Genomic DNA, 21,353 nt, shown 5'->3' with positions numbered 1-21,353 from the left:
CCTACGCGGTCGCCGGCTCCCCGCCCCCGTTTCCGTCCCCGTCCCCGTCCCCGTCGTCGACGGCCAGGCGGTGGCGGGCGGCGGCCAGGAACTCCCCGGACAGGTCGGGGTCCTGGCTCGCCCGGGCGAGCAGCAGTGCTCCGACCATGGTGGACAGGTCGGCGAGCGCCTCCTGCCGTTCGGCGGGTTCGGGCAGGGCCGCCAGGGCGTCGACGAGGTCGCGCAGTCCGGCGGTGTAGGCGGTGCGCAGCGGGGTGCCGGGTTCGGTGCGGGCGGCGTCGGCGGCGAGGGCGGCGGCGGCGCAGCCGTGGCCGGGGTGGTCGCGGTGGAGTTCGGACAGGTAGCGGTGGAGGAACTCGGCGCGGGGGGTGCGCCGGGCGGGCGGCTGGTCGGCGAGTTGTTCCATGGCGTCGCGCCGTTCGGTGAAGGCGGCGGTGAGGGCCTCGGCGAGGAGGTCGTCCTTGGAGGCGAAGTGCCGGTAGAAGCCGCCGTGGGTGAGTCCGGCGGCGGCCATCGCCTCGGGGACGCTGACCTGGTCGGCGCCCTTCTCGCGGATCAGGCGGGCGGTGTGGTCGACGACCCGGCTGCGGGTGCGTTCGGCCTCGGCGCGGGACACGCGGGGCATGCCGCGGCTCCTTCCCTCTCGTACGACGCGTGGTGCGTCCGGTCGGTGCTTCCACTTGGTGCGTCCACTTTCCCATCCCCTTTAGATGATGGTAATAATCTAAATGCTGCGGCACCCGCCGGCGACGGCCCGTGCCGCCCCGAGAGCGAGGAGATGCACCATGACCGTGATCGAAGGCTCCACCGCCCTGGTCACCGGAGGCCGCCGGGGCCTGGGCCGGGCGTTCACCGCGGAGCTGCTGGCCCGCGGCGCGAAGAAGGTCTACGCCACCGCCCGCACCCCCGACACCAGCGAGGACCCGCGCGTGGAGGTCCTCGCGCTGGACGTCACCGACGACGCCTCGGTGGCCGCCCTCGCGGCCCGCGCCGACGACGTCGACATCGTCTTCAACAACGCCGGCGTCCTGTACCCGGCGCCGCTGCTGAGCGCCGACCTCGCGCTGATCCGGGACACCTTCGAGACCAACGTGCTCGGCCCGCTGCGCATCGCCCAGGCCTTCGCCCCGGTGCTGGCCGCCCGCGGCGGCGGCGCGCTGGTCGACATCCACTCGCTGCTGTCCTGGGGCGCCGGGGCCGGGGCCTACGGGGCCTCCAAGGCCGCGCTGTGGTCCCTGACCAACTCGCTGCGCCTGGAGCTCGCCGCCCAGGGCACGCAGGTCGTCGGCGTGCACCTGGGCTTCGCGGACACCGAGATGGTCGCGGCCGTCCCGGTCGACAAGATCCCGCCCGCCGAGGTGGCCCGCGCCGTCCTGGACGGCGTCGAGCGCGGCGACCACGAGGTGCTGGTCGACGACGCCACCCGGGCCCTGAAGGCCGCCCTGTCGGGCCCCGTGGACGACCTGGCCGTCCTCGGCCGCCGCTGACACCCCGGCAGGACCACCGGCCCGACCACCGACGAAAAACCCCGACCCGACCGACGACCAGGAGGAACCGCCATGCCCCTGTGGCACGTCTACCACCCGCCCGGCACCTACGACCCCGGGCAGAAGAAGCAGCTCTCCACCGACATCACGGGCTTCTACACCCGCTTCGGACTGCCGAGGTTCTACGTGGTGGTCATCTTCCACGAGGTCGCCGCCGACTCCTTCCACGTCGGCGGCCAGCCGCACGGCGCGGCCGTACGCGTCGTGGTCGAGCACATCGCCCGCCACACCGAGGACCCGGACCTGCGCAGGCGCACCCGCGAGGCGCTCGCCGCCCTCCTCGCGCCCCACACCACCGACCGCGGCCTGTACTGCGAGTTCCACGTCGACGAGACGCCGCGGAACCTGTGGATGATCGACGGCCTCACCCCGCCCCCGGAGCAGAGCGAGACCGAGAAGCTGTGGGCCCGGGAGAACCGCCCGCTCCCGTACTGACGCACCCGCGCCCGCGCCGACACCGCCACCGTCGATCCCGACGGTGGCGGTGTCGGCGCGAGACGCCACGGTCCCGGGCCTCGGGGCGGCGCACAGCGGGCCGAACGGGCTTGCGGGCACCGGGGGTTCACGCGTCGAAGCGGATCTCGGGCCACTGCGGCGCGGGGGCGTCCAGCAGCGGGGCGGGGATGCCGCGCAGGTGGAGGCCGAAGTAGGCGGTGAGGTAGGCGCGTTGGGCGGCGACGGCGCGCTGCGGGTCGCCGGCGCCGAGGAAGTGCTCCAGCCGGTCGGCGGGCCAGGCGAAGACGGACTGTCCCTGGGGGACGAGCAGTTGAAGGTCGCAGTAGGACAGGTGGCCGGAGCGGGTGAGGGTCAGGCGCCGGCGCCAGCCGGTCAGGTGCGGCCACAGGGTGTCCCACATGGCGTCGCGGGCGGGGCTGTCCCAGGCGGAGGCCATCAGCAGCAGGGGGCGGGTCTGGTCGGCGGTGGCGGCGGGGCCGAACAGGGGGCCGTCCAGGACCGCGCCGGCGCGGATGCGCGGGTCCTCGTGCAGGGCGTGGGCGGTGGTGGCGCCGCCCATGGAGTGGCCGAACATGCCGACGGCGCCGAGGTCGAGGGCGCCGTCCAGGCCGGCGGGCAGCGGGCCGGCCGCCAGGCGGTCGAGCAGGCAGCGCACGTCGGCGGCGCGGTAGGCGACGATCGCGGCGTCGGTCATCGCCTGGACGCGGGCCTTGTCGCGCACCTCCAGGCGGTGGCCGGGGAACTCGACCTCCCCGGCGTCGTAGGTGTGGTCGACGGCGGCGACGACGTGGCCGTGGGAGGCGAGCTCCTCGGCCAGCGCGGTGTTGAAGGCGCTGTCGGCGCCGGAGCCGTGGGAGTTGAGGACCACGGGGTGGCGGCGGGTGCGGTCGGCGGGGGCGTCCGGGCGGGCGTGGGTGGCGGGCCAGGCGAGGCGGGCGCCGGGGACGGCGAAGTAGTCGGCCTGCAGGTGGGCGGTCTCGGCGGGGCTCATCCACGGCGCGTACGGGCCCCGGGCGCCCGGCGCGGCGGGGTACCAGAGGCGGGCGCGCAGTTCGCGCGGGCGCGGCGCGGGGGCCCAGGCGTCGGTGCGGGCCGGGTCGTCCAGGTACAGCAGGGCGGTGCCCACGGGGCGGGGGCCGGTGGGCGCGGGCAGGCTCAGACAGGGCCACCCCGCGGCGTCGGCCGGTACTGCGTCGGCGCGCACGGGCCCGCCGCCGGCGACGGCGCCGGCGGCGCCCAGGGCGAGCGCCCCGAGCACGCCCCGACGGCTGAGCGGACGGCCGGACGGAAGGCCGGGCTGGGATCTGGTCACGGGCGTGCTCCTGCGGCGATCGGGTCGGCGGGCGGCGTGCCCGTCCACCGTGCCGCCGGGCCCCGCCCGGGCGCGTCCGCCGGGGGCAGGAGCGCCCGCCGCGCCGTACGACCGCGGGCATAGGCCCGCGGCGGCAGCCGACTCCCCCAGAGCCGGGCCCCTACCGCGCGGGGGCCGCCTGGGCCGCCAGGAGCGCGTCGAGCAGCCCGGGGAAGCGGCTGTCGAGGTCGGCGCGGCGCAGGCTGACGAAGCGGTTGCGCCCGGCGACGCGGGTGGTGGTGACGCCGGCCTCGCGCAGCACCCGCATGTGGTGGGAGACGGTCGACTTGTGGAGGTGGTCCAGGCCCAGGTCGCGCGGGCCGCAGGAGTGCTCGGCGTCGTCGGCGTAGCTGAGCAGCAGGGTCATGCGCACGGGGTCGCCCAGGGCGTGCAGGACGGTGACGAGGTCGATGTCGGCGGTGGCGGGCTGGGGAAGCCGCTCGTCGTCGGTCATGGCGCACGCTCCTCGGGCCGCCGGGGGGACACAGATGGTTTGACAATCATCCACCAATCCCCGAGTGTTTGACGAGCGTCCAACTGTTGCATGCTTATCCAACAATCCGTTCCTGTGTCCCGGGGGGCCCTCCCGTGCCCGTTCGTCTGCTCCTGCTCGCCCTCGGCACCTTCGCCATGGGCACCGACTCGATGGTCTTCGCCGGCATCCTCGGCCCGATCTCCGCCGACCTGGGGGTGTCGGTGCCGGCCGCCGGCCAGCTGGTCACCGTCTTCGCCCTCGGCTACGCGCTGCTGGCCCCGGTGCTGGCCACGCTCACCGCCCGCTGGCCGCGCCGGCGCCTGCTGCTGACCGCGCTCGTCGTGTTCAGCGCGGCCAACGCGCTCAGCGCGCTCGCCCCCACCTACGAACTGCTGCTGGCCACCCGGGTGCTGGCGGCGGCCGGCGCCGCCCTCTACACGCCGACCGCCAACGCGGTGGCCACCACGCTGGTCGCCCCCGAGCGGCGCGGCCGGGCGCTGGCCACCGTGCTCGGCGGCATGACGGTGGCCACCGCCCTCGGGGTGCCGCTGGGCACCTGGATCGGGCGCGCCGACTGGCGGATGACGATGTGGCTGGTCACCGCCCTGGGCGTGGCCGCCTTCACCGGCCTGGCGGCGCTGCTGCGCGACCTGCCCGCCCCCGCCGCCGCCCCCACCCTCGCGGCGCGCCTGGCGCCGCTGGGCCGGCGCCGGGTGCTGGGCGCCGCCGCCACCACGCTGGTGTTCTTCCTCGCCTTCCAGAGCGTCTACATCTACCTGTCCACCGCGGTGTCCGGCGCCACCGGCGGCGACGCCGACCGGCTGAGCCTGGTCCTGCTGACCAGCGGCGTGATGTCGGTGGCCGGCAGCTGGCTGGGCGGGCGCCTGGTGGACCGCCTCGGGGTGCGGCGGGTGCTGCTGACCGGCTCGGCGGTGGCCGCGGCCGCGTTCACCGCGCTGCCCTGGCTGGGGCTCACCATGCCGGGGGCGCTGGCCTACGCGGTGGTGGTGCCGCTGGCCGGGTGGGCGGTGTCGGTGGCGCTGCCGCACCGGCTGGCGTCGATCGACCCGGCCAACGCGCCGCTGCTGATCTCGCTGAACAGCAGCGCCCTGTACCTGGGGACGGCGGTCGGCGGCGTGGCCGGCTCGGCGGCGATCGCGGTGCTGGGCGGGCGCTGGTTCCCGTTCGCGGCGGCGGCGCTGGCGCTGGCCGCGTGCGCGGTCGCGGCGGCGACCACCCGCGACGAGCGGGCCGCCCGCGCGTCGGCCCCGGCCCCGCGGCAGGAGCCGTCCCGCGCCTGAGGGACGACCTGCGCCCGGGCAGAGGCCCGTGCCCCGGTCCGGCAGGCCGCCGGACCGGGGCACGGGCGTACCGGGTTCAGCCCCGCAGGACCTCGCCGACCAGGGCGCGGGCCTCGTCCTGCACCCGGGCGAGGTGCTCGTCGCCGTGGAAGGACTCGGCGTAGATCTTGTACACGTCCTCGGTGCCCGAGGGCCGGGCCGCGAACCAGGCGTTCTCCGTACAGACCTTGATGCCGCCGATCAGGGCGCCGTTGCCGGGGGCCTTGGCGAGGACGGCGGTGATCTTCTCCCCGGCGATCTCGCCGGCGCCGACCCGCTCCGGGGAGAGCCGGGCCAGGCGGGCCTTCTGCTCGCGGTCGGCGGGGGCGTCCACCCGGGCGTAGGAGGGGGCGCCGTGGCGCTCGGTCAGGTCGCGGTAGCGGGCGCTGGGGGTCTCGCCGGTGACGGCGGTGATCTCGGCGGCCAGCAGGGCGAGCAGGATGCCGTCCTTGTCGGTGGTCCACACCCCGCCGTCGCGGCGCAGGAAGGAGGCGCCGGCGCTCTCCTCGCCGCCGAAGCCGATCGAGCCCTCCAGCAGGCCGTCGACGAACCACTTGAAGCCGACCGGGACCTCCACCAGGGCGCGGCCGAGGTCGGCGGCGACGCGGTCGAGCATCGAGGAGGAGACCAGGGTCTTGCCGACGCCCGCGTCGCCGGGCCAGTCGGCGCGGTGGCGGTAGAGGTAGTCGACGGCCACCGCCAGGTAGTGGTTGGGGTTCATCAGGCCGCCGTCGGGGGTGACGATGCCGTGCCGGTCGGCGTCGGCGTCGTTGCCGGTGGCGATGGCGTACTCGTCCTTGCGGCCGATGAGGGAGGCCATCGCGGCCGGGGAGGAGCAGTCCATGCGGATCTTCCCGTCCCAGTCCAGCGTCATGAACCGCCAGGTCGGGTCGGTCCGCGGGTTGACGACGGTCAGGTCCAGGCGGTGGGTCTCGGCGATGCGCGCCCAGTAGGCCACCGACGCGCCGCCCAGCGGGTCGGCGCCGATGCGCAGGCCCGCCTCCCGCACCGCGTCCAGGTCCAGGACGGAGGGCAGGTCCTCGACGTAGGCGGTGAGGTAGTCGTGGCGCCCGGTGGTGGCGGCGGCCAGCGCCCGCGCGTAGGGGACCTTCCTGACGCCGCGCATGCCCTCGCGGATCAGCTCGTTGGCGCGGTCCTGGATCCGGTTGGTGGCCTGCGAGCCGGCCGGCCCGCCGCTGGGCGGGTTGTACTTGAAGCCGCCGTCGCGCGGCGGGTTGTGCGAGGGGGTGACCACGATGCCGTCGGCGAGCGCGCGCGGGCTGCGCCGGTTGTGGGCGAGGATCGCGTGCGAGACCGCCGGGGTGGGGGTGTAGCCGTCGGCGGCGTCGATCAGCACGTGCACGCCGTTGGCGGCCAGCACCTCCAGGGCGGTGGCCTTGGCCGGCTCGGACAGGGCGTGGGTGTCCGCGCCCAGGAACACCGGCCCCGCGACGCCCTGTTCGGCCCGGTACTCGCAGATCGCCTGCGTGGTCGCGGCGATGTGGTCCTCGTTGAAGGCCCCGTCCAGCGACGAGCCCCGGTGCCCCGAGGTCCCGAACGCCACCCGCTGCCCGGGCTCCTGCGGATCCGGGTTCAGCGCGTAGTACGCCGTCACCAGCCGCGCCACGTCCACCAGGTCACCGGGCTGCGCCGGCTGCCCGGCCCGTGCGTGTGCCATCCGTCTTCTCCCGCCGAAAGTCGGTACTCGCGATACGTCCTCGCCCCGTGTTCACCGATCGTAGCCAGAACGCGACCGTGCCCCGAACCGCGCGAACGGCCCGGGGCACCACGGACGGACGGGGACCAACGGGGGCGCAGGGCCTCAGCCGGGCAGCCGCTGGCGGTGGGCCGCCAGCTCCGGGGCGGTGGTGGTGGCGAGGAACTCCGTCACCCGGTACTGCGTCAACCCGGCCCGCACGAACGGGTCGGTGGCCACCAGCGCCTCGATCCCGGCCCGGTCCCCGCCCACCGCAAGGATCACCCCGCCGTCGCGCGGCACCTTGCGCCCCGAGGCGAGGAAGGTGCCCGCCGCGTAGTGCTCCTCGAGCCACGCGATGTGCCGCGGCAGCGCCTCCTCGATCGACTCCAGGGCGGCGGTGTACGTCAACTCCAGTACGAACATGGCGCCCAGGCTAGCGTCCGCCACCGCGCCCGGAGGGTGCCGACCCCCATCCTGCCAGCTCAGGGCAACGCTCCGGTAGGACGCAGCACACCCTTCTTCCGCCTTGCCGCACCCCGCCCCGCGCCCGCAGACTCGTGCGCATCCCACCGCGAACCCCGCGCCCACCGCCCTGCCCAGGGCGGGAGGCGCGCACGGCGTGCTGCCCGCACGCGGCGGGAGGCAGCTCACGAACGGCGAAGGGGGACACGCGACATGAACGAGGACCTGGTGCTGAGGGCACGGGTGCGGCTGCTGCTGAACGACGACTGGATCCTGTCCGGCGAGGACGCGCTGTGGGTCTACCGCACGCTGTTCGCGGTCAACCCGCGCGTCCACGCCCACCGGCTCGTCCACGCCCTGCTGGACGCGGTCCGCTCCCCGCTGGTGGCCGACCTGCCCCGGGCCCGGCTGGCCCTGCTGGAGGAGGCCGCGACGGCCACCGCCTGGATGGACAACGACCGGGACCCGTACCGGCCGATGCTCGTCAACGCCGTGCTCCACCGCCTCACCGCCCTGCGCGAACAGCTGGACGGTGCGGGGCAGTAGGTGATCACCCGATGGTTGCGGTACAACAATCCCTATTTGACGACTGATCGGAGAAATTCTGATATGAGCAGGTCAGGACTGTCACGCCGCGCCCTCCTCGCCTCGGCCGGCGCCGGCGCCGTCAGCGCCGTCATCGGCTGGAACACCGCCACCGCCGCCTGGGCCACCGAAACCGACACCGGCGCCGGGACCGCCACGGGCGCCGACATCGCCCGACTGCCCGCCCTGGACGGCACGGTGACCCTCCAGGGCGCCGGCCTGGAACGCTTCGCCACCGACTTCGGCCACCTCGTCACCGCCACCCCCCGGGCCGTCCTGCGCCCCGGCTCGGTACGCGACGTGCAGCAGCTGGTCGCCTTCGCCCGCCGCCACCGCATCCCGGTGGCCGTCAACGGCCAGAGCGGCGACCTCGCCCAGCTCGGCGAGGCCGGCCTGGAGTCGCACTCCAGCTACGGCCAGGCCAACCCCCGCGGCGGCGTCGCCATCGACGCCCGCGGCCTGTCCAAGGTCCTGTCCGTGCGCCCCGGGCGCGCCGTCGTCGAGGCCGGGGCCACCTGGGCGCAGGTCACCGAGGCCGGCCTGGCCGCGGGCTGGGTGCCGCCGGTGCTCACCGACTACCTGCACCTGACCGTGGGCGGCACGCTGAGCGTCGGCGGCATCGGCGGCGGCGTCCAGCGCCACGGCATGCAGGTCGACAACGTGCTGGAACTGGACGTCGTCACCGGCACCGGCGAACTGGTCACCGCCTCCCCCACCCGCAACCGGGAACTGTTCGAGGCCGTGCTGGCCGGCGGCGGCCAGGTCGCCGTCATCGTGCGCGCCACCCTCGCCCTGGTGAAGGTCCGCGAACGCGCCCACGTCTTCTCGCTGTACTACGACGACCTGGACGCCTACCTCGCCGACCAGCAGAAGGTCATGGCCGAGCGCCGCTTCGACCTCCAGGTCGGCGACGTGGTGCGCAGCGAGGACGGTGCGCGCTGGCGGTACAAGGCGGAGCTGGTGGCGTTCGCGGACGCCGGGGGCGCGGTGGACCGGGCGGCGCTGCTGGCGGGGCTGCGCCCGGTGTCGAGCGAGGTGGTGGAGCAGAGCTGGCGGGAGTACGCGTTCCGGGTGGACGGCTTCGCCGGGTACCTGCGCGCGTCGGGGCTGTGGGCGCTGCCCAAGCCGTGGCTGAGCGTGTTCCTGCCGGCGTCCGCGGCGCGGGCGTTCATGGCGCGGGCGGCGGAGGTGCTGACCGCCGCCGACCTGGGGGCGGGGCTGCTGCTGTTCTACCCGTACCAGCGCTCGAAGGTGCGGGCGCCGCTGGCGGTGCTGCCCGGGCAGGAGGTGGGCTGGCACTTCGACCTGCTGGCGTTCCCGGGGCCGGGCTCGGACACGGCGGCGATGCTGGAGCGCAACCGGCGGCTGTACGACCTGGCGGTGGAGCTGGGCGGCAAGCGGTACCTGATCGGGGCGGTGCCGGGGATGACGGGGGCGGACTGGCGGCGCCACTACGGGGGGCTGTGGGAGACGGTGGCGCGGGCCAAGCGCCGCTGGGACCCGGCGGGGATCCTGACGCCGGGGCAGGGCATCCACGCGTCCTGACCGCTCCCCCGGTCCCGGGACCGCCCGTGCCCGGCGCGGTGTCGGCGGGCGGCCCCGGGACCGGGGTGTCAGGCGATCTCCATCTGGGCCATCATGCCCATCGCGGAGTGGTCCAGCAGGTGGCAGTGGTAGGGGTAGCGGCCGCGGTAGGAGTCGAAGGTGGCCTGCAGGCGCACGCTCTCGCCGGGCATCAGGCGCACGGTGTCCTTGAGGCCGCCCTCCTCGGGGCCGGGGGGTGCGCCGTTGCGCTGCAGGACGCGGAACTGCACCAGGTGCAGGTGGAAGTTGTGCGGGATGTCGGTGTTGGCGTTGTGGACCGTCCAGATCTCCGAGGTGCCGAAGGCGACGGCGGCGTCGACGCGGGCGGGGTCGTACTGCCGGCCGTCGATCAGGCCGAGCGGGGCCACGCCCGCGCCGCCCTCCTCGACCTTCAGCACGATGGTGCGCTCGCGGGCCACCGGGCCCAGCGGGGGCAGGGTGCGCAGCCGGTCGGGGACGCTGGAGGGGTCGGGGGCGGGGCGGCCGACGTCGAAGCGCAGGACCTGGCCGATGTGTTCGGCGGGGCCGGGCGGCATGGAGTTGGTGAGCACGACGCTGGTGCCGGGGCGGTAGCGGGAGAAGTCGATGACGACGTCGGCGCGCTCGCCGGGTGACAGGTCGACGGTGTCGGTGGTGTGGGGGCGTTCCAGCAGGCCGCCGTCGGAGCCGATCTGGGTGATGGGGCCGCCGTCGGCCAGGCGCAGGGAGAAGAAGCGCAGGTTGGAGGAGTTGAGCAGGCGGATGCGGTAGCGGCGGGCGGCGACGTCGACCTTGGGCCAGGGGCGGCCGTTGGCGAGGACGGTGGCGCGGCCCTCGGCGTCGTCCATCCGGTAGACGAGGTTGCCGGCGGTGTCGAAGCGGGCGTCGCGCAGGGCGATGGGCAGGTCGTAGCGGCCGGCGGGCAGCGGCAGGGCGGCCTCGGTGGCGTCGGTGAGCAGGTAGGTGCCGGCCAGGCCGCGGTAGACGTGCTCGGACTCCAGGTGGTGGGCGTGGTCGTGGAACCACAGGCTCGCGTGGGGCTGGTCGTTGGGGTAGGTGTAGGTGCGGGTGGCGCCGGCGCCCAGCAGGTTCATCGGGCCGCCGTCGCTGTCGACGGGGACGGCGGAGCCGTGCAGGTGGACGGAGACCGGGTCGTCGAGCAGGTTGGTCTGGCGGACGACCACCGGGCGCCCGGAGCGGGCGCGGATGACGGGGCCGGGGAAGGCGCCGTTGTAGGTGAGGACCTCGGTGCGGCGGCCGGGCAGGACGCGGGCGTAGGAGCGCAGCATGGTCACCGCGTAGGTGTCGGCGCCGCCGTCGGTGGAGACGGGGCTGAGCACCGGGGGCAGCGGCAGGGCGGTGGTGAACTTCTCCGCGAGCGCGGGGCCGGCGTCGGGGCCGGGGTCGGGGGCGGCGGCGCCGGCCGGATGGGCGTGGCCGGCGTCCTTGGCGGCGGCGGCCGCGGTGGTGGCGGCGGAGGGGGCCGGGCGCAGCGTGGTGCGCACGAGCAGGACTCCTCCCCCGGTCGCCAGGGCGGCGCCGATCATCCTGCGTCTGGTCACCATCGCGTCGTTCCTCCCGCGTGAGCTCCCCCGGCCTCGCCCGGGTGGGGTGGGGCGGCCTTGTCCGGGGGTGATTGCAGCAGCGGCGGCTCGGGTCCCGGTGGGGTCCGGCTGGGGCCGTACGGGGCGGTGCGGGGGGCGGTGCGGGGGTGCCCGCGGCGGGGGCCGGGGCGGTGCGGGTGGGGCCGTCGGGCGGTGCGGTGGGTGAGCTGCGGGTGTTGCGGGCGCCTTGCGGGCGGTGGCCACGGTGGCTGCGGACGCGGTCGAGGAACGCTCAAGGACTCGGACGCGGTGAACGCTCGTACTCGCCAGGGGCCCGGCGTGCTGCTCACCCGCGCGTCGGCCCCCCGTTGTCGAAGGACTTGAGGGGAAGGGCCTGCGCGTGGACCTGCGGTACTGGCTGCCGAAGGCGGCCGAGGTGGCCGAGCGGTGGGGCGAGCGGTTCGGGCCGCTGGAGCCGCACCCCTCGCACCTGGTGGACGAGGCGGCGTTCGCGGCCGCCTTCGAGCGCTTCGCCGAGCGCCTGGAGCACAACTACCCGTTCTTCCATCCGCGCTACGCCGGGCAGATGGTCAAGCCGCCGCACCCGGCGGCGGTGGTGGGCTACCTGACGGCGATGCGCTTCAACCCCAACAACCACGCCTACGAGGGCGGACCGGCCACCAACGACATGGAACGCGAGTGCGTCGCGCAGCTCGCCGCCATGTTCGGGCTGCCCGCGCACGTGGGCCACCTGACCAGCAGCGGCACCATCGCCAACCTGGAGGCGCTGTACGTGGCGCGCCAGAGCCACCCGGGCCTGGGGGTGGCGTACAGCCGCGAGGCCCACTACACCCACAGCCGGATGTGCCACGTGCTGGGCGTCCAGGGGCACGCGGTGGCGGCGGACGCCGAGGGCCGGATGGACACCGGGGCGCTGGAGGAGCTGCTGCGCACCGGGCGGGTCGGCACGGTGGTGGTCACCTGCGGCACCACCGGGGCGGGCGCCGTCGACCCGGTGCACGAGATCCTGCCGCTGGCCCGCCGCTACGGGGCGCGGGTGCACGTGGACGCCGCCTACGGCGGGTTCTTCGCGCTGCTGGCCTCCGACGACGCGCTCGCCGCCGCCCTCGACGTGGACACGGCGCCGTGGCGGGCGATCGCCGGCTGCGACTCGGTGACCGTCGACCCGCACAAGCACGGCCTCCAGCCGTACGGCTGCGGGGCGGTGCTGTTCGCCGACCCGGACATCGGGCGGCACTTCGCCCACGACTCCCCGTACACCTACTTCACCGACGCCGAGCTGCACCTGGGCGAGATCAGCCTGGAGTGCTCGCGCGCCGGGGCCTCGGCCGCCGCCCTGTGGCTGACCCTGCAGCTGCTGCCGCTCACCGCGCGGGGGCTGGGCGCGGGGCTGGCCGCGAGCCGGCGCGCCGCCCTCGCCTGGGCGCGGCGGATCGAGGACAGCGCGGAGCTGACGCTCTACCAGCGGCCGCAGCTGGACATCGTCACCTACTTCCCCACCCCGGCCGGGCCGCCCGCGCTGTCGGCGGTCGACGCCGCGAGCGAGCGGGTCCTGCGCCAGGGCATGGCCGACGAGCACGACCCCGTCTACCTGAGCGTGCTGCGCGTGGACGCCGCCGACTTCACCCGCCGCCACCCGGGCGTGCGCGCGGACGCGGACGGGGCGCGGGTGCTGCGCAGCGTGCTGATCAAGCCGGAGGCGGAGGGGTGGGTGGCGCCGCTGCACGCGCGGGTGGCGGCGCTGGCCGCCTCGGCTACCGGTTCCACCGCTCCTCCCGCTCCTTCGACTCCTTCCGCTCCCTCTGTTCCGTCCAGTCCTTCGGCTCCTTCCCCTTCGTCCGCCCCCTCGTTCGAGGAGAGTGCCCGTTGACCACCGCCACCGCCCTGCCCGCCGCCGCGGGCACCGCCTTACCGCCCGCCGGGCCCGACCCCGCCGACAGGGCCGTACGGCCGGTCGTGCGCCCCGCCCGCCCGGGCGAGGAGGACGCCCTGGCCCGCGCGCTCGCCGACGCCTTCGCCGACGACGCGCTGATGCTCTGGGCCTTCCCCGACCCCGACCACCGCGCCCGCGTCCTGCCCGCCTTCTTCCGCGTCCACGTCGAGCAGTGCCTGGCCCACGGGGGCGCGCTGGCCGTCCACCGGGCCGCCGGCGACGGCGCCACGGACGGCGGCACCGCGGACGGCGAACCGCTGGGGGCGCTGCTGTTCCTGCCGCCCGGCCGCTGGGAGGCCCCGGGCCCGCGCGACGGCGCCGCCACCGCCGCCCTGGCCGAGGCGATCGACGCCGCCGGCCACGGCGAACCGGCCCGCCGCCTGGCCGCCATCACCCGCCTGCAGACCCTGCGCCACCCGCGCCACCGCTCCCACCACTACCTCGCCTTCGTCGGGGTACGCCCCGGCGCCCGCGGCACCCGCGCCGGGCGGGCCCTGCTGCACGCCTTCCTCACCGAGGTCGACACCGCCGGCCAGGCCGCCTACGCCGAGACCAGCTCCCCGTCCGGCGCCCGCCTGCTCGCCCGCGGCGGCTTCGCCCGCTTCGGCGAGGCCCTCGCCCTGCCCGGCGGCGGACCCCGCCTGGCCCCGGTCTGGCGGGGGCCCCGATGACCGCCCCCGCCGCCGTCGCCCCCACCGCTCCCGCCGCCGTCACCGGGGCGCTGCGCGTGTACAGCGCCGAGCACATCGACGCCGGCCGCGCCGCCGCGAGCCCCGAGGCCGCCGAGACCCTCGCCTGGGCCCGCGCCTTCCTCACCACCGCCCACCCCGACCTCGGCCGCAGCGGCCCGGTCTGCCCCTACACCCAGCCCTCGCTGCGCCGCGGCCTGTTCCACATCGCCGTCGCCGACACCTCCCCCGGCGCCTCCCCCGGCGGGGACCTGCCCGCGCTGGTGGCCGAACTGCGCGCCCACTACGACGCGTTGCTCGCCGACCTGGCGGAGGAGTCCGACCGCGAACTGCTGACCGTCCTGCTGGTGCTGCCCCAGCTGGACCGCGAGGACTCCACCGTGCTGGACGAGCTCCAGCGCAAGGCCAAGGACGAGTTCGTCGAACAGGGCCTGATGATCGGCCAGTTCCACCCGGTCTGCGAGGAACCCGGCCTGTGGAACCACTCCTTCCGGCCGCTGCGCGCCCCCGTCCCGCTGCTCGCGGTGCGCAAACTGCTGGTCTTCGACCTGCCGTTCCTCACCGGCGACGAGACCCACCTGAACCACTATCTGGCCCGCTTCGCCCCCGAGGTCCCCGCCCGCATCCGCGCCCAGCTGGTCACCAGCGTCCGCGCCCGCCGGCAGGGCACCGCCGCCTGACCCCCTCCCCCCTGCGCGCGCGGAGCCCGGCCGGCGCCCGGCTCCGCGCGCGCCCCCACGAGAGGAAGCAACGTCCCCGTGGAACACGGCACCACGACGCCGAGCGCGGCAGCCCTCCCGCACGAACTCCCCTAGGACGAACGGAAGTTCGGCCGCGACGGGACGACGGGCGCGGACCACCCGACCACCGCGAACAGCCGCGTCCCCGGCCGGCCGGGGACGCGCGCAACCCGGCGCGCCGCCAACCCCGTTCACCGACCAGGCCCCGCCGCCCGCCCGCGGCACACGGCACCGAGCCGCCCCCGCGCCCTCCGGGCGGAAGGGCCCCGGCTCCCGGCCCGCCGGGGCGACGCACCAGGATGGGCCCATGGACGACCTCCTGCGCTTCCTGCGCGCACGCAACGAGGAAGACAACCACGCCTACGCCTACGTGGCCCACGTCTTCGGCCCCGAGGCCCTCCTCGACAGCCACCTGCCCATGCTCGACCTGGTCGACCAGCTGGCCCAGGAGGGCATCGCGATGAACCCTTCGGACCCCCGCGCCGCCGGCCTCGCGTACGCGCTGCGCGTCCTCGCGCAGTCCTACCACGACCACCCCGGCTACCGGGAGCAGTGGCGCCCCTGACCGGCCGGGAGCGGCCGGAGGCGGCCGGGAGCGGCCGGAGGCGGGGCCGACGGCGGCCGCCCGCCCGGGTTCGGTAGCCTCCGGGGATGGCCGCCTCCCCGCACCCCGTCCGGCTCACCACCCGGCTCGTCGACGGACTCGTCTGCGCCTACGCCCCGGCCGCCGGCGCCGTGGGCGTGCTGTCGCCCGCGGTGGCCTGCCGGCCGGTTCCCGGGGACGGGGTGGTCGCCCACGCCGTCGCCGCCGACCTGCGGCACGCCTACTACACGACGCTCCACGCGGCCGTCTGCGTGACGGCCGACGGCACGCAGGTCTGGCGCACGCCCTTCGAACCGGCGGCGGACAACGCCCACGGCCACCTGCCCGACTGCGAACTATCCCCGGACGGACGGGTGTTGTGGGTCTACCGGCCCGACGCCATGGCGGGCCGCGACCGGCCGGACCAGTGGGTCGCCGTGGACGCCGCGAGCGGGGCGGTCCTCGCCCGGGCCGACCTGGAGACGGTCGGGCACGGCGGCGTGCAGCTGGCCCACCCGGCGAGCGGCGGGATGCTCCTCAACGTGGGCGAGGGGCAGGACGGCACCGCCGTCTACCGCGCGTCGCTGGCCGGCGGCCGGCTGGAACTCCTCCGCTACCCGTGGGACGACCGCTGCCTCATCGACCTGTCCCCCGACGGGCACCGCTTCCTGACCGTCGACCACGCCCAGAGGGACCTCGCCGTCCACGCCTTCCCCGGCGGCGAGACGGTGTTCACCCTCACCGTCGACGACTTCGGGCACGACCCGGACACGGTCTTCCTGGAGTGGGGCGGCGGCCACCTCACCCCGGACACCCTCCTGGCCACCCTCGTCGGCGAGACCGAGGACGAGGAGGACTGGTTCCGCCACTACCGCGTCGACGCCCGCACCGGCCGCGTCCACGGCGAGTTCGACGCCCACGCGGCGGACCCGTACGACCTGCGGCCGCTCGGCGACGGCTCCTGGCTCACCACCGGCCCCGGCGGTCACCCGGTGCGCCGCACCGCCTCCTGACGCCCCGACCCGGTGCCGCCGGCCCGGTCAGGCCGTCGGCGGCAACCCCAGGTCACCGGGAACCAGCGAGTACAGGACGAGGTCGGTGCGGCCGTGGTGGGTGAAGCCGGCGTTGCGCAGCACGCCCTCCTCGCGCAGGCCGGCGTTCAGGGCGGTGCGGCGGGAGGCGGTGTTGGCGGTGGCGGCCTTGAGCTCCAGGCGTTCGAAGGCCTGCTCGGTGAGCAGCCAGTGCGCCAGGGCGCGGGTGGCTTCGGCGGCGATGCCCCGGCCTCGGGCCTGGGGCCTGTCTTCGAACTCCCGTCGTCCGCCCGGAGGGCGGGCGGGGCGGCGTTGGGGTGCGTGCATCGCAAGGCGGAGGAGGGAGCCACTGCGGAGCATTGGCGACCGACGACAACGCGGCGAGGTGCGTGCCCCGGCGTCGGCCCGCAGACGCGAGTTCGAAGACAGGCCCCGAGGGGCGACCCAGTAGCCGGCTTCGGAGCTGCGGGAGCGCCAGTCGGTCTTCTTCAGGCCGACGGTGGCGGCCAGGCGCCCGTTCGTGCGCTCGGTGACGGCGAAGTGGATGCCGTCGCCGGTGGTGCGCAGGTCGTGGGCGGTGCGGGTGCACCAGGTGTGGGCGTCCTCGCGGGTGTAGGGGCGGGGCAGCGGCAGCCAGTGCTGGGTGAGGTCGTCGGAGCAGGCGGCGCGGGTGTCGTCGGTGTCGTCGGCGGTGAAGGGGCGCAGGGTCAGGCGCGGGGTGTGGAGCACCGTCTGCGGGAAGGCGTGGGTCATGGGGTCGTGTCGTTCCTTCCCGGTCAGGCGGCGGACAGGTGCAGGGTGAGGGGCGGGCCGGGGGTGGCGGGTGTCCAGCCGTTCGCCCGGGCGGTGCGGATGCCCGCGGCGACTTCGCGTGGCAGGACGAGGTCCGTCGCCACCGCCCCGGGGGTGCGGAGGGTGGGGCGGCCGGTGTCCACGACGAGTGTCGTTCCGGGGTGCGTGGCGTGCTCGGCGGCGTAGCCGAGGGTGGTGCCCTCGTAGTCGCAGCACCAGTGTTGGCGGGTCACGCGCCAGCGGTACTGCACGCCGTCGACGACGATGCGCCGCGCGCCCTTCCTCGCCAGTGCCACTGGTACCCCGCCCTCCGGCCGTCGGCTTGCTGGAAGGCAGTCTCCCGGGGCGGCGCCCCGCCTGTCACCGCGTTTTTCCGCAGGGTGGTGACGGCGTCGGCTAGCGTGCCAGGCGCCTGAGCAGGGCGGAGGCGGCGGCGATGCCGGCCACGGTGGCGAGGGCGAGGACGGCGAAGTCCAGGGGCAGGTGGGAGGGGGTGCCGATGAGCAGGCCGCGCAGGGCGTCGACCTGGTAGCTGAGCGGGTTGGCCTTGCTGACGGCCTGGAGCCAGCCGGGCATCAGGTCGACGGGGTAGAGGGCGTTGGAGCCGAAGAACAGCGGCATGGTGATGGCCTGGCCGATGCCCATCAGGCGGTCGCGGGTGAGGACGATGCCGGCGATGGCCATCGACAGGCAGGAGAAGAACGCCGAGCCGAGCAGGACGACGGCCACGACGCCGAGCAGTCGCAGCGGGTTCCAGGTCATGGCGACGCCGAGGGCGGCGGCGATCAGTACGACCACGACGGCTTGCAGGAGTGCCTTCACCCCGGCGGCGAAGGCCTTGCCGGTGACGAGGGCGGCGCGCGGGGTGGGGGTGACGAGCAGTTTGGTGAGGACGCCGGAGTCCCGCTCCCAGATGATCATGATGCCGTAGAAGATCGCGATGAACATCGCGGACTGGGCGATGATGCCGGGCGCGAGGTAGTCCAGGTACGGGATGCCGCCGGTGGGGATGGCCTTGAGGCGGGTGAAGGTCTCGCCGAAGATCAGCAGCCACAGGGCGGGCTGGACGGCCCGGGTGTAGAGCTCGGTGCGGTCGTGGCGCAGCTTCTGCAGTTCGACGGCGCACATCGCGCCGATGCGGGCGGGCACCAGGCGCCAGCCGGTGCGGGCGCGCGGGGGCACCAGCAGCAGGGAGAGGTCGGGGCCGACGGCGGGGCGGGGGGCGGGGGGTTCAGCCGACGCGGCCTGCGGTGCGGCGGGTACGGCGGACATCGCTGAAGTCTCCTTCGGTGGCGTCGGCCAGCTGCCGGCCGGCGAAGTGGCGGAAGACGTCGTCGAGGCTGGGCGCGGCCTGGGCCGGGTCGGTGCGCCGTACCTGGTCCTTGAGTTCGGCGGGTGTGCCGAGCGCGCGGACGCGGCCGCGGTCCATGAGGGCGATGCGGTCGCAGTGGCGGTCGGCCTCGTCCATGTAGTGGGTGGTGACCAGGACGGTCATGCCGGTGGCGGCGCGTACGGCGTCGACGCGTTCCCACACGCCGGTGCGGGCGATCGGGTCCAGGCCGATGGTGGGTTCGTCCAGGACGAGCAGGCGCGGGGCGCTGACCAGGGCCTGGGCGAGTTCGAGGCGGCGCACCATGCCGCCGGAGTAGGTGGCGGCCATGCGTTCGGCGGCCTCGGTGAGGTCGACGGCGGCCAGCGCCTGGTCGACGCGGGCGGCGCGTTCGCGGCGCGGGACGTCGAAGACGCGGGCGAACAGGGCGACGTTCTCGCGTCCGGTCAGCCCGGCGTCGGCGGACAGCTGCTGGGGGACGTAGCCGAGCAGGCGGCGCACCTGCATGGGGTGGCGGGTGGCGTCGTGGCCGAAGACGCGGACCATGCCGGCGCCGACGGGCAGCAGGGTGGTGATCGCGCGGATGGTGGTGGTCTTGCCCGCGCCGTTGGGGCCGAGCAGGCCGAACACCTCGCCGGTGCGGACGGTGAGGTCGATCCGGTCGACGGCCCGGGTGGCCTTCCCTCGGCCGTGGCGGAAGGTGTACTCCAGGCCCCGGCAGGCCACCGCGTCCGCGGCTTCCCTGGTTTCCCCGGCGTTCCCGGTGTCCCTGGTGTCCTCGGCGTTCCCAGTGCCCCGGGTGTCCTCGGTGGTCATCGTTCCTCCTCCCCCGGCGGGGTGCGCAGGCCCTCGGCGACCTGCCGCAGGGCGGGCAGGGCGGCGGCCAGGGCCTCGCGCTCGCGCGGCGGCAGGCCGGCGACGATGTCGCCCATCAGCGCGCGGCGGCGCCGGCGCCAGGCCTCGATGCGTTCGACGGCCTCCGGGGTGGCGTGCAGGAGGGCGGCGCGCCGGTCGGCGGGGTCGCTCTCGCGGCGCAGCAGGTTCCGGGCGACGAGCTGGTTGACGAGGGTGGACACGGAGTTGCCGGCCAGGCACAGCTCCTCGGCGGCCTCGGAGACGCGCAGTCCGGGGCTGTCCATCACCAGGCGCAGCAGTTCGACCTGGGCGCCGCGCAGGCGGGGTTCGTCCGTCGCCTGCCGCAGGCGGCGGCGGACCAGGCGCTGGATGCCGACGAGGAGGGTGGAGAACTCGTCCGCCAGCGCGACGTCGAGCGTTTCGGGCCCTGTCGCGGTCATACCCTCATTTTAGCTCTCAGTAAGAGCTATCCGTCGAGAGCGCGGAGCCCCCTCCGCCCGCGCCCCCTCCCCGGGCCGCGCGCCCCGTCTACTGGCTGCGCGCCCCCTTGGCCCGCCCCTTTCGGCGGGCCGCCCGCGCGCGGGAAGTCGGCCCCGCCGACTTCCCGCTCCACCGGGCGGCGGGAGGTGACCGTCCGTCACCGGGGAGATCCGATGGAGGTGTTGCGACCCCGCCGGGAGGGTGTCGTACGGCGCTGGCATGCTGATCGGATCACAACGGTTGTCGCCGGGATGGGGGGCAGATGTCGGACAGGGTCATGCCGATGCGCACGGCACCGCGCTTGGGCACGGTCAACGGGTTCGGGCGGACGATGCTGGGCAAGACGCGGCCGGACGCCCAGGGGGCCTGCTTCGCCACCCACTGGTTCACCATGCTGATGCTGCCGATCCGGCCGCTGGGACGCTACTACGTCAAGGAGGGCGAGACGGTCGACGTCTCCGGACGGCACGGCTCCTCGACGAGCACCACGCAGTACGTGTTCCTGGGCCGGGCCGAACTGCGCATGAGCGAGGTGATCCGCACCTACCTGTTCTGCTGGCTGGTGGCGCCCCTCGTCATCGCCGGTCCCGTGACGCTCTTCGGGATCAACAGCGACGCGTTCAGCCACGCGCACCCGATCCTCTTCATCGTGCTGCTGCTCGCGATCCCGATCGTCTGCATGATCGCGCTGGCGTGGATGCTGGTGCTCAACGAGAAGTTCCTGGCACCGGCGCGGATACCGCAGTGGGTCGAGGCCGGACCGGCGAACCGGCGGGACTGAACGGACGGGGCCACCCCGCTCAAGGCAGCCCGGGTGGCCCTGGACAGGCCCGGAGGACCGGGGCAGGATCCGGGCATGCCGTCCGACGAGCCGTTGTCCGAGGAAGAACTGTCCGCGATCGAGCTGCGCGCCGGCGCCGCGACACCGGGCCCGTGGGTCGCCCGGCTGGAGACCCGCCAGGGGATCGGCGGCGCGAGCTTCGTCCAACTGCGCCCCGACGCGCCGCGGGACGACGAGTTCCACCTGACCCGGACCACCGACGGCCGCACCCGGACGGGACCGGACCCCGCGACGGACGCGGACCTCGACTTCATCGCCGCCGCCCGCCAGGACGTGCCACGACTGGTCGACGAGGTCAGGCGGCTGCGGGAAGCCCTGGAGCGGGCACAGCCGGCCGGCTGACGGCCACACGGAGCAGCCGCCCCGGGGAACCGGGGAGCCGCCGGGAGTGGAAAGTCGGCCCCGCCGACTTCCCACTCCCCCACGGCGGTCGCGGCGGCCCCCGGCGGGCCGGGCCTGCGCGTACGGGCTCCGGGGCGGTTGTCGGTGCCGGGTGGCAGGCTGCGCCCATGAGTTACGACCTTGCGGTCTGGGAGGGCGAGCGCCCCGCGGACGACGCCGCGGCGGGCCGGTGCTTCGACGACCTGTACGAGCGGTACCTCGGCACGGACGAGGAGAACCTTCCGCCGACCGAGCGGATCGCGGCCTTCGTGGCCGCGCTGCTGGAGCGGTGGCCCGACCTCGCCGAGGACGAGGACGACACCTCGCCGTGGTCGACCGGCCCGCTGATCGGGGAGGCGAGCGGCCCGCTGATCTACTTCCCGATCCGCTGGAGCATGGTGGAGGAGGCCGGCGTCCACGTGGCGAAGGTGGCGTCCTCGCTGGGCCTCACCTGCTTCGACCCGCAGTCGCAGTGCCTCTGGCCCTGACCGCCGCACGGCGGACAGCCGACGGCTGACGGCTGACGGCTGACGGCTGCCACCGCGGAGCCCCGGGGAGTGGGGAGTCGGCCCCCCCCCCATACCACACCCCCCCCCCCCGCCCGGCGCGGGGGAAAACCCCCGACCCCCCCGGCAAAAAACCAACAAAGTTTGGG

At 75.4% G+C, this 21,353-nt stretch carries 24 protein-coding genes; 13 read left to right on the top strand and 11 right to left on the bottom strand.

Features of this window, described 5'->3' with window-relative positions; all coding sequences use genetic code 11:
* Nucleotide 1 precedes the first annotated feature (1 nt).
* A complete protein-coding gene (locus tag ACFVU7_RS33520; protein ID WP_380744477.1) occupies nt 2–625 on the bottom strand; it encodes a TetR/AcrR family transcriptional regulator in 624 nt (207 codons plus the stop codon).
* A 160-nt stretch (nt 626–785) separates the two neighbouring features.
* On the opposite strand from ACFVU7_RS33520, the gene ACFVU7_RS33515 reads away from it, so the two are divergent.
* Entirely contained in the window at nt 786–1,487 is a 702-nt protein-coding gene (locus ACFVU7_RS33515; protein WP_388048829.1) for an SDR family oxidoreductase, read from the top strand.
* Nucleotides 1,488–1,559: 72 nt separating this feature from the next.
* Nucleotides 1,560–1,982 (top strand): tautomerase family protein, encoded by a 423-nt coding sequence (locus tag ACFVU7_RS33510; RefSeq protein ID WP_388048827.1) that lies wholly within the window; start codon nt 1,560–1,562, stop codon nt 1,980–1,982.
* Nucleotides 1,983–2,109: 127 nt separating this feature from the next.
* Here ACFVU7_RS33510 and ACFVU7_RS33505 read toward each other — a convergent pair whose 3' ends face one another.
* Entirely contained in the window at nt 2,110–3,315 is a 1,206-nt protein-coding gene (locus ACFVU7_RS33505) for an alpha/beta hydrolase family protein (protein ID WP_388048825.1), read from the bottom strand.
* Between the two features lie 160 nt (nt 3,316–3,475).
* Nucleotides 3,476–3,808, bottom strand: coding sequence for a helix-turn-helix transcriptional regulator (locus tag ACFVU7_RS33500; RefSeq protein WP_049661305.1), 333 nt, complete (start codon nt 3,806–3,808; stop codon nt 3,476–3,478).
* A 134-nt stretch (nt 3,809–3,942) separates the two neighbouring features.
* Here ACFVU7_RS33500 and ACFVU7_RS33495 point away from each other — a divergent pair, with 134 nt between their 5' ends.
* Nucleotides 3,943–5,130: an MFS transporter gene (locus tag ACFVU7_RS33495; protein ID WP_388048824.1), complete on the top strand. Its 1,188-nt coding sequence runs from the start codon at nt 3,943–3,945 to the stop codon at nt 5,128–5,130.
* A gap of 76 nt (nt 5,131–5,206) precedes the next feature.
* Here ACFVU7_RS33495 and pgm read toward each other — a convergent pair whose 3' ends face one another.
* Nucleotides 5,207–6,847, bottom strand: coding sequence for a phosphoglucomutase (alpha-D-glucose-1,6-bisphosphate-dependent) (gene pgm / locus ACFVU7_RS33490; protein ID WP_049656775.1), 1,641 nt, complete (start codon nt 6,845–6,847; stop codon nt 5,207–5,209).
* Nucleotides 6,848–6,991: 144 nt separating this feature from the next.
* Nucleotides 6,992–7,291, bottom strand: coding sequence for a YciI family protein (locus ACFVU7_RS33485; protein WP_388048823.1), 300 nt, complete (start codon nt 7,289–7,291; stop codon nt 6,992–6,994).
* A gap of 252 nt (nt 7,292–7,543) precedes the next feature.
* Between ACFVU7_RS33485 and ACFVU7_RS33480 the strand changes: the two genes are divergently transcribed.
* Together ACFVU7_RS33480 and ACFVU7_RS33475 are read left to right on the top strand one after the other, a co-directional pair.
* A complete protein-coding gene (locus ACFVU7_RS33480) occupies nt 7,544–7,876 on the top strand; it encodes a hypothetical protein (protein ID WP_074006292.1) in 333 nt (110 codons plus the stop codon).
* 63 nt (nt 7,877–7,939) lie between these two features.
* Nucleotides 7,940–9,460, top strand: a complete 1,521-nt coding sequence (locus tag ACFVU7_RS33475; protein ID WP_375874235.1) for an FAD-binding protein — start codon at nt 7,940–7,942, stop codon at nt 9,458–9,460.
* 68 nt (nt 9,461–9,528) lie between these two features.
* Here the strand turns inward: ACFVU7_RS33475 and ACFVU7_RS33470 are convergent, their stop codons facing one another.
* Nucleotides 9,529–11,043, bottom strand: a complete 1,515-nt coding sequence (locus ACFVU7_RS33470) for a multicopper oxidase family protein (RefSeq protein WP_388048821.1) — start codon at nt 11,041–11,043, stop codon at nt 9,529–9,531.
* A gap of 379 nt (nt 11,044–11,422) precedes the next feature.
* Between ACFVU7_RS33470 and ACFVU7_RS33465 the strand changes: the two genes are divergently transcribed.
* The 5 genes from ACFVU7_RS33465 (at nt 11,423) to ACFVU7_RS33445 (ending at nt 16,001) form a co-directional block, all read left to right on the top strand.
* Complete coding sequence (locus ACFVU7_RS33465; RefSeq protein WP_388048819.1) at nt 11,423–12,913, top strand: pyridoxal phosphate-dependent decarboxylase family protein; 1,491 nt, start codon at nt 11,423–11,425, stop codon at nt 12,911–12,913.
* On the top strand, nt 12,910–13,647 hold the full coding sequence (locus tag ACFVU7_RS33460) for a hypothetical protein (RefSeq protein ID WP_388048818.1): 738 nt from the start codon (nt 12,910–12,912) through the stop codon (nt 13,645–13,647). Before ACFVU7_RS33465 ends, ACFVU7_RS33460 begins: the two co-directional genes overlap by 4 nt.
* Nucleotides 13,644–14,345: a DUF6875 domain-containing protein gene (locus tag ACFVU7_RS33455; protein ID WP_074006289.1), complete on the top strand. Its 702-nt coding sequence runs from the start codon at nt 13,644–13,646 to the stop codon at nt 14,343–14,345. The genes ACFVU7_RS33460 and ACFVU7_RS33455 overlap by 4 nt, the downstream gene beginning before the upstream one ends.
* 367 nt (nt 14,346–14,712) lie before the next feature.
* On the top strand, nt 14,713–14,970 hold the full coding sequence (locus ACFVU7_RS33450) for a DUF6221 family protein (RefSeq protein WP_049656647.1): 258 nt from the start codon (nt 14,713–14,715) through the stop codon (nt 14,968–14,970).
* An 86-nt stretch (nt 14,971–15,056) separates the two neighbouring features.
* Nucleotides 15,057–16,001, top strand: coding sequence for a hypothetical protein (locus ACFVU7_RS33445; protein WP_388048816.1), 945 nt, complete (start codon nt 15,057–15,059; stop codon nt 15,999–16,001).
* Nucleotides 16,002–16,028: 27 nt separating this feature from the next.
* Here the strand turns inward: ACFVU7_RS33445 and ACFVU7_RS33440 are convergent, their stop codons facing one another.
* The 5 genes from ACFVU7_RS33440 to ACFVU7_RS33420 form a co-directional block, all read right to left on the bottom strand.
* Entirely contained in the window at nt 16,029–16,772 is a 744-nt protein-coding gene (locus tag ACFVU7_RS33440) for a GNAT family N-acetyltransferase (protein ID WP_388048814.1), read from the bottom strand.
* A 23-nt stretch (nt 16,773–16,795) separates the two neighbouring features.
* Nucleotides 16,796–17,107: a hypothetical protein gene (locus ACFVU7_RS33435; protein WP_049656642.1), complete on the bottom strand. Its 312-nt coding sequence runs from the start codon at nt 17,105–17,107 to the stop codon at nt 16,796–16,798.
* Between the two features lie 100 nt (nt 17,108–17,207).
* Nucleotides 17,208–18,083 carry an ABC transporter permease gene (locus tag ACFVU7_RS33430; protein ID WP_388048812.1) on the bottom strand — a complete coding sequence of 292 codons (876 nt, stop codon included), beginning with the start codon at nt 18,081–18,083 and terminating at the stop codon, nt 17,208–17,210.
* Nucleotides 18,043–18,957 (bottom strand): ABC transporter ATP-binding protein, encoded by a 915-nt coding sequence (locus tag ACFVU7_RS33425; protein ID WP_388048810.1) that lies wholly within the window; start codon nt 18,955–18,957, stop codon nt 18,043–18,045. Before ACFVU7_RS33425 ends, ACFVU7_RS33430 begins: the two co-directional genes overlap by 41 nt.
* On the bottom strand, nt 18,954–19,436 hold the full coding sequence (locus tag ACFVU7_RS33420) for a MarR family winged helix-turn-helix transcriptional regulator (RefSeq protein WP_049656635.1): 483 nt from the start codon (nt 19,434–19,436) through the stop codon (nt 18,954–18,956). The genes ACFVU7_RS33425 and ACFVU7_RS33420 overlap by 4 nt, the downstream gene beginning before the upstream one ends.
* Nucleotides 19,437–19,759: 323 nt before the next feature.
* Here ACFVU7_RS33420 and ACFVU7_RS33415 point away from each other — a divergent pair, with 323 nt between their 5' ends.
* The 3 genes from ACFVU7_RS33415 (at nt 19,760) to ACFVU7_RS33405 (ending at nt 21,186) form a co-directional block, all read left to right on the top strand.
* Nucleotides 19,760–20,257, top strand: a complete 498-nt coding sequence (locus ACFVU7_RS33415) for a hypothetical protein (protein ID WP_388048809.1) — start codon at nt 19,760–19,762, stop codon at nt 20,255–20,257.
* 75 nt (nt 20,258–20,332) lie between these two features.
* The gene (locus tag ACFVU7_RS33410) at nt 20,333–20,659 is read left to right on the top strand and encodes a hypothetical protein (RefSeq protein ID WP_117485396.1); all 327 of its coding nucleotides are present in this window, start codon (nt 20,333–20,335) and stop codon (nt 20,657–20,659) included.
* A 167-nt stretch (nt 20,660–20,826) separates the two neighbouring features.
* A complete protein-coding gene (locus tag ACFVU7_RS33405; protein WP_388048807.1) occupies nt 20,827–21,186 on the top strand; it encodes a hypothetical protein in 360 nt (119 codons plus the stop codon).
* The last annotated feature ends 167 nt before the right edge of the window (nt 21,187–21,353 follow it).

The organism is Kitasatospora sp. NPDC058046 (assembly GCF_042885595.1).
Classification (GTDB): domain Bacteria; phylum Actinomycetota; class Actinomycetes; order Streptomycetales; family Streptomycetaceae; genus Kitasatospora.
This window is presented reverse-complemented; position numbering and strand designations above follow the sequence as displayed.

Coding starts and splice junctions, on each gene's coding strand:
- ACFVU7_RS33510 (WP_388048827.1), top strand. CDS start 1,560: ATGCCCCTGTGGCACGTCTACCACCCGCCCGGCACCTACGACCCCGGG.
- ACFVU7_RS33515 (WP_388048829.1), top strand. CDS start 786: ATGACCGTGATCGAAGGCTCCACCGCCCTGGTCACCGGAGGCCGCCGG.
- ACFVU7_RS33420 (WP_049656635.1), bottom strand. CDS start 19,436: ATGACCGCGACAGGGCCCGAAACGCTCGACGTCGCGCTGGCGGACGAG.
- ACFVU7_RS33405 (WP_388048807.1), top strand. CDS start 20,827: ATGAGTTACGACCTTGCGGTCTGGGAGGGCGAGCGCCCCGCGGACGAC.
- ACFVU7_RS33455 (WP_074006289.1), top strand. CDS start 13,644: ATGACCGCCCCCGCCGCCGTCGCCCCCACCGCTCCCGCCGCCGTCACC.
- ACFVU7_RS33445 (WP_388048816.1), top strand. CDS start 15,057: ATGGCCGCCTCCCCGCACCCCGTCCGGCTCACCACCCGGCTCGTCGAC.
- ACFVU7_RS33430 (WP_388048812.1), bottom strand. CDS start 18,083: ATGTCCGCCGTACCCGCCGCACCGCAGGCCGCGTCGGCTGAACCCCCC.
- ACFVU7_RS33425 (WP_388048810.1), bottom strand. CDS start 18,957: ATGACCACCGAGGACACCCGGGGCACTGGGAACGCCGAGGACACCAGG.
- ACFVU7_RS33470 (WP_388048821.1), bottom strand. CDS start 11,043: ATGGTGACCAGACGCAGGATGATCGGCGCCGCCCTGGCGACCGGGGGA.
- ACFVU7_RS33415 (WP_388048809.1), top strand. CDS start 19,760: ATGCGCACGGCACCGCGCTTGGGCACGGTCAACGGGTTCGGGCGGACG.
- ACFVU7_RS33485 (WP_388048823.1), bottom strand. CDS start 7,291: ATGTTCGTACTGGAGTTGACGTACACCGCCGCCCTGGAGTCGATCGAG.
- ACFVU7_RS33480 (WP_074006292.1), top strand. CDS start 7,544: ATGAACGAGGACCTGGTGCTGAGGGCACGGGTGCGGCTGCTGCTGAAC.
- ACFVU7_RS33410 (WP_117485396.1), top strand. CDS start 20,333: ATGCCGTCCGACGAGCCGTTGTCCGAGGAAGAACTGTCCGCGATCGAG.
- ACFVU7_RS33440 (WP_388048814.1), bottom strand. CDS start 16,772: ATGACCCACGCCTTCCCGCAGACGGTGCTCCACACCCCGCGCCTGACC.
- pgm (WP_049656775.1), bottom strand. CDS start 6,847: ATGGCACACGCACGGGCCGGGCAGCCGGCGCAGCCCGGTGACCTGGTG.
- ACFVU7_RS33450 (WP_049656647.1), top strand. CDS start 14,713: ATGGACGACCTCCTGCGCTTCCTGCGCGCACGCAACGAGGAAGACAAC.
- ACFVU7_RS33520 (WP_380744477.1), bottom strand. CDS start 625: ATGCCCCGCGTGTCCCGCGCCGAGGCCGAACGCACCCGCAGCCGGGTC.
- ACFVU7_RS33475 (WP_375874235.1), top strand. CDS start 7,940: ATGAGCAGGTCAGGACTGTCACGCCGCGCCCTCCTCGCCTCGGCCGGC.
- ACFVU7_RS33500 (WP_049661305.1), bottom strand. CDS start 3,808: ATGACCGACGACGAGCGGCTTCCCCAGCCCGCCACCGCCGACATCGAC.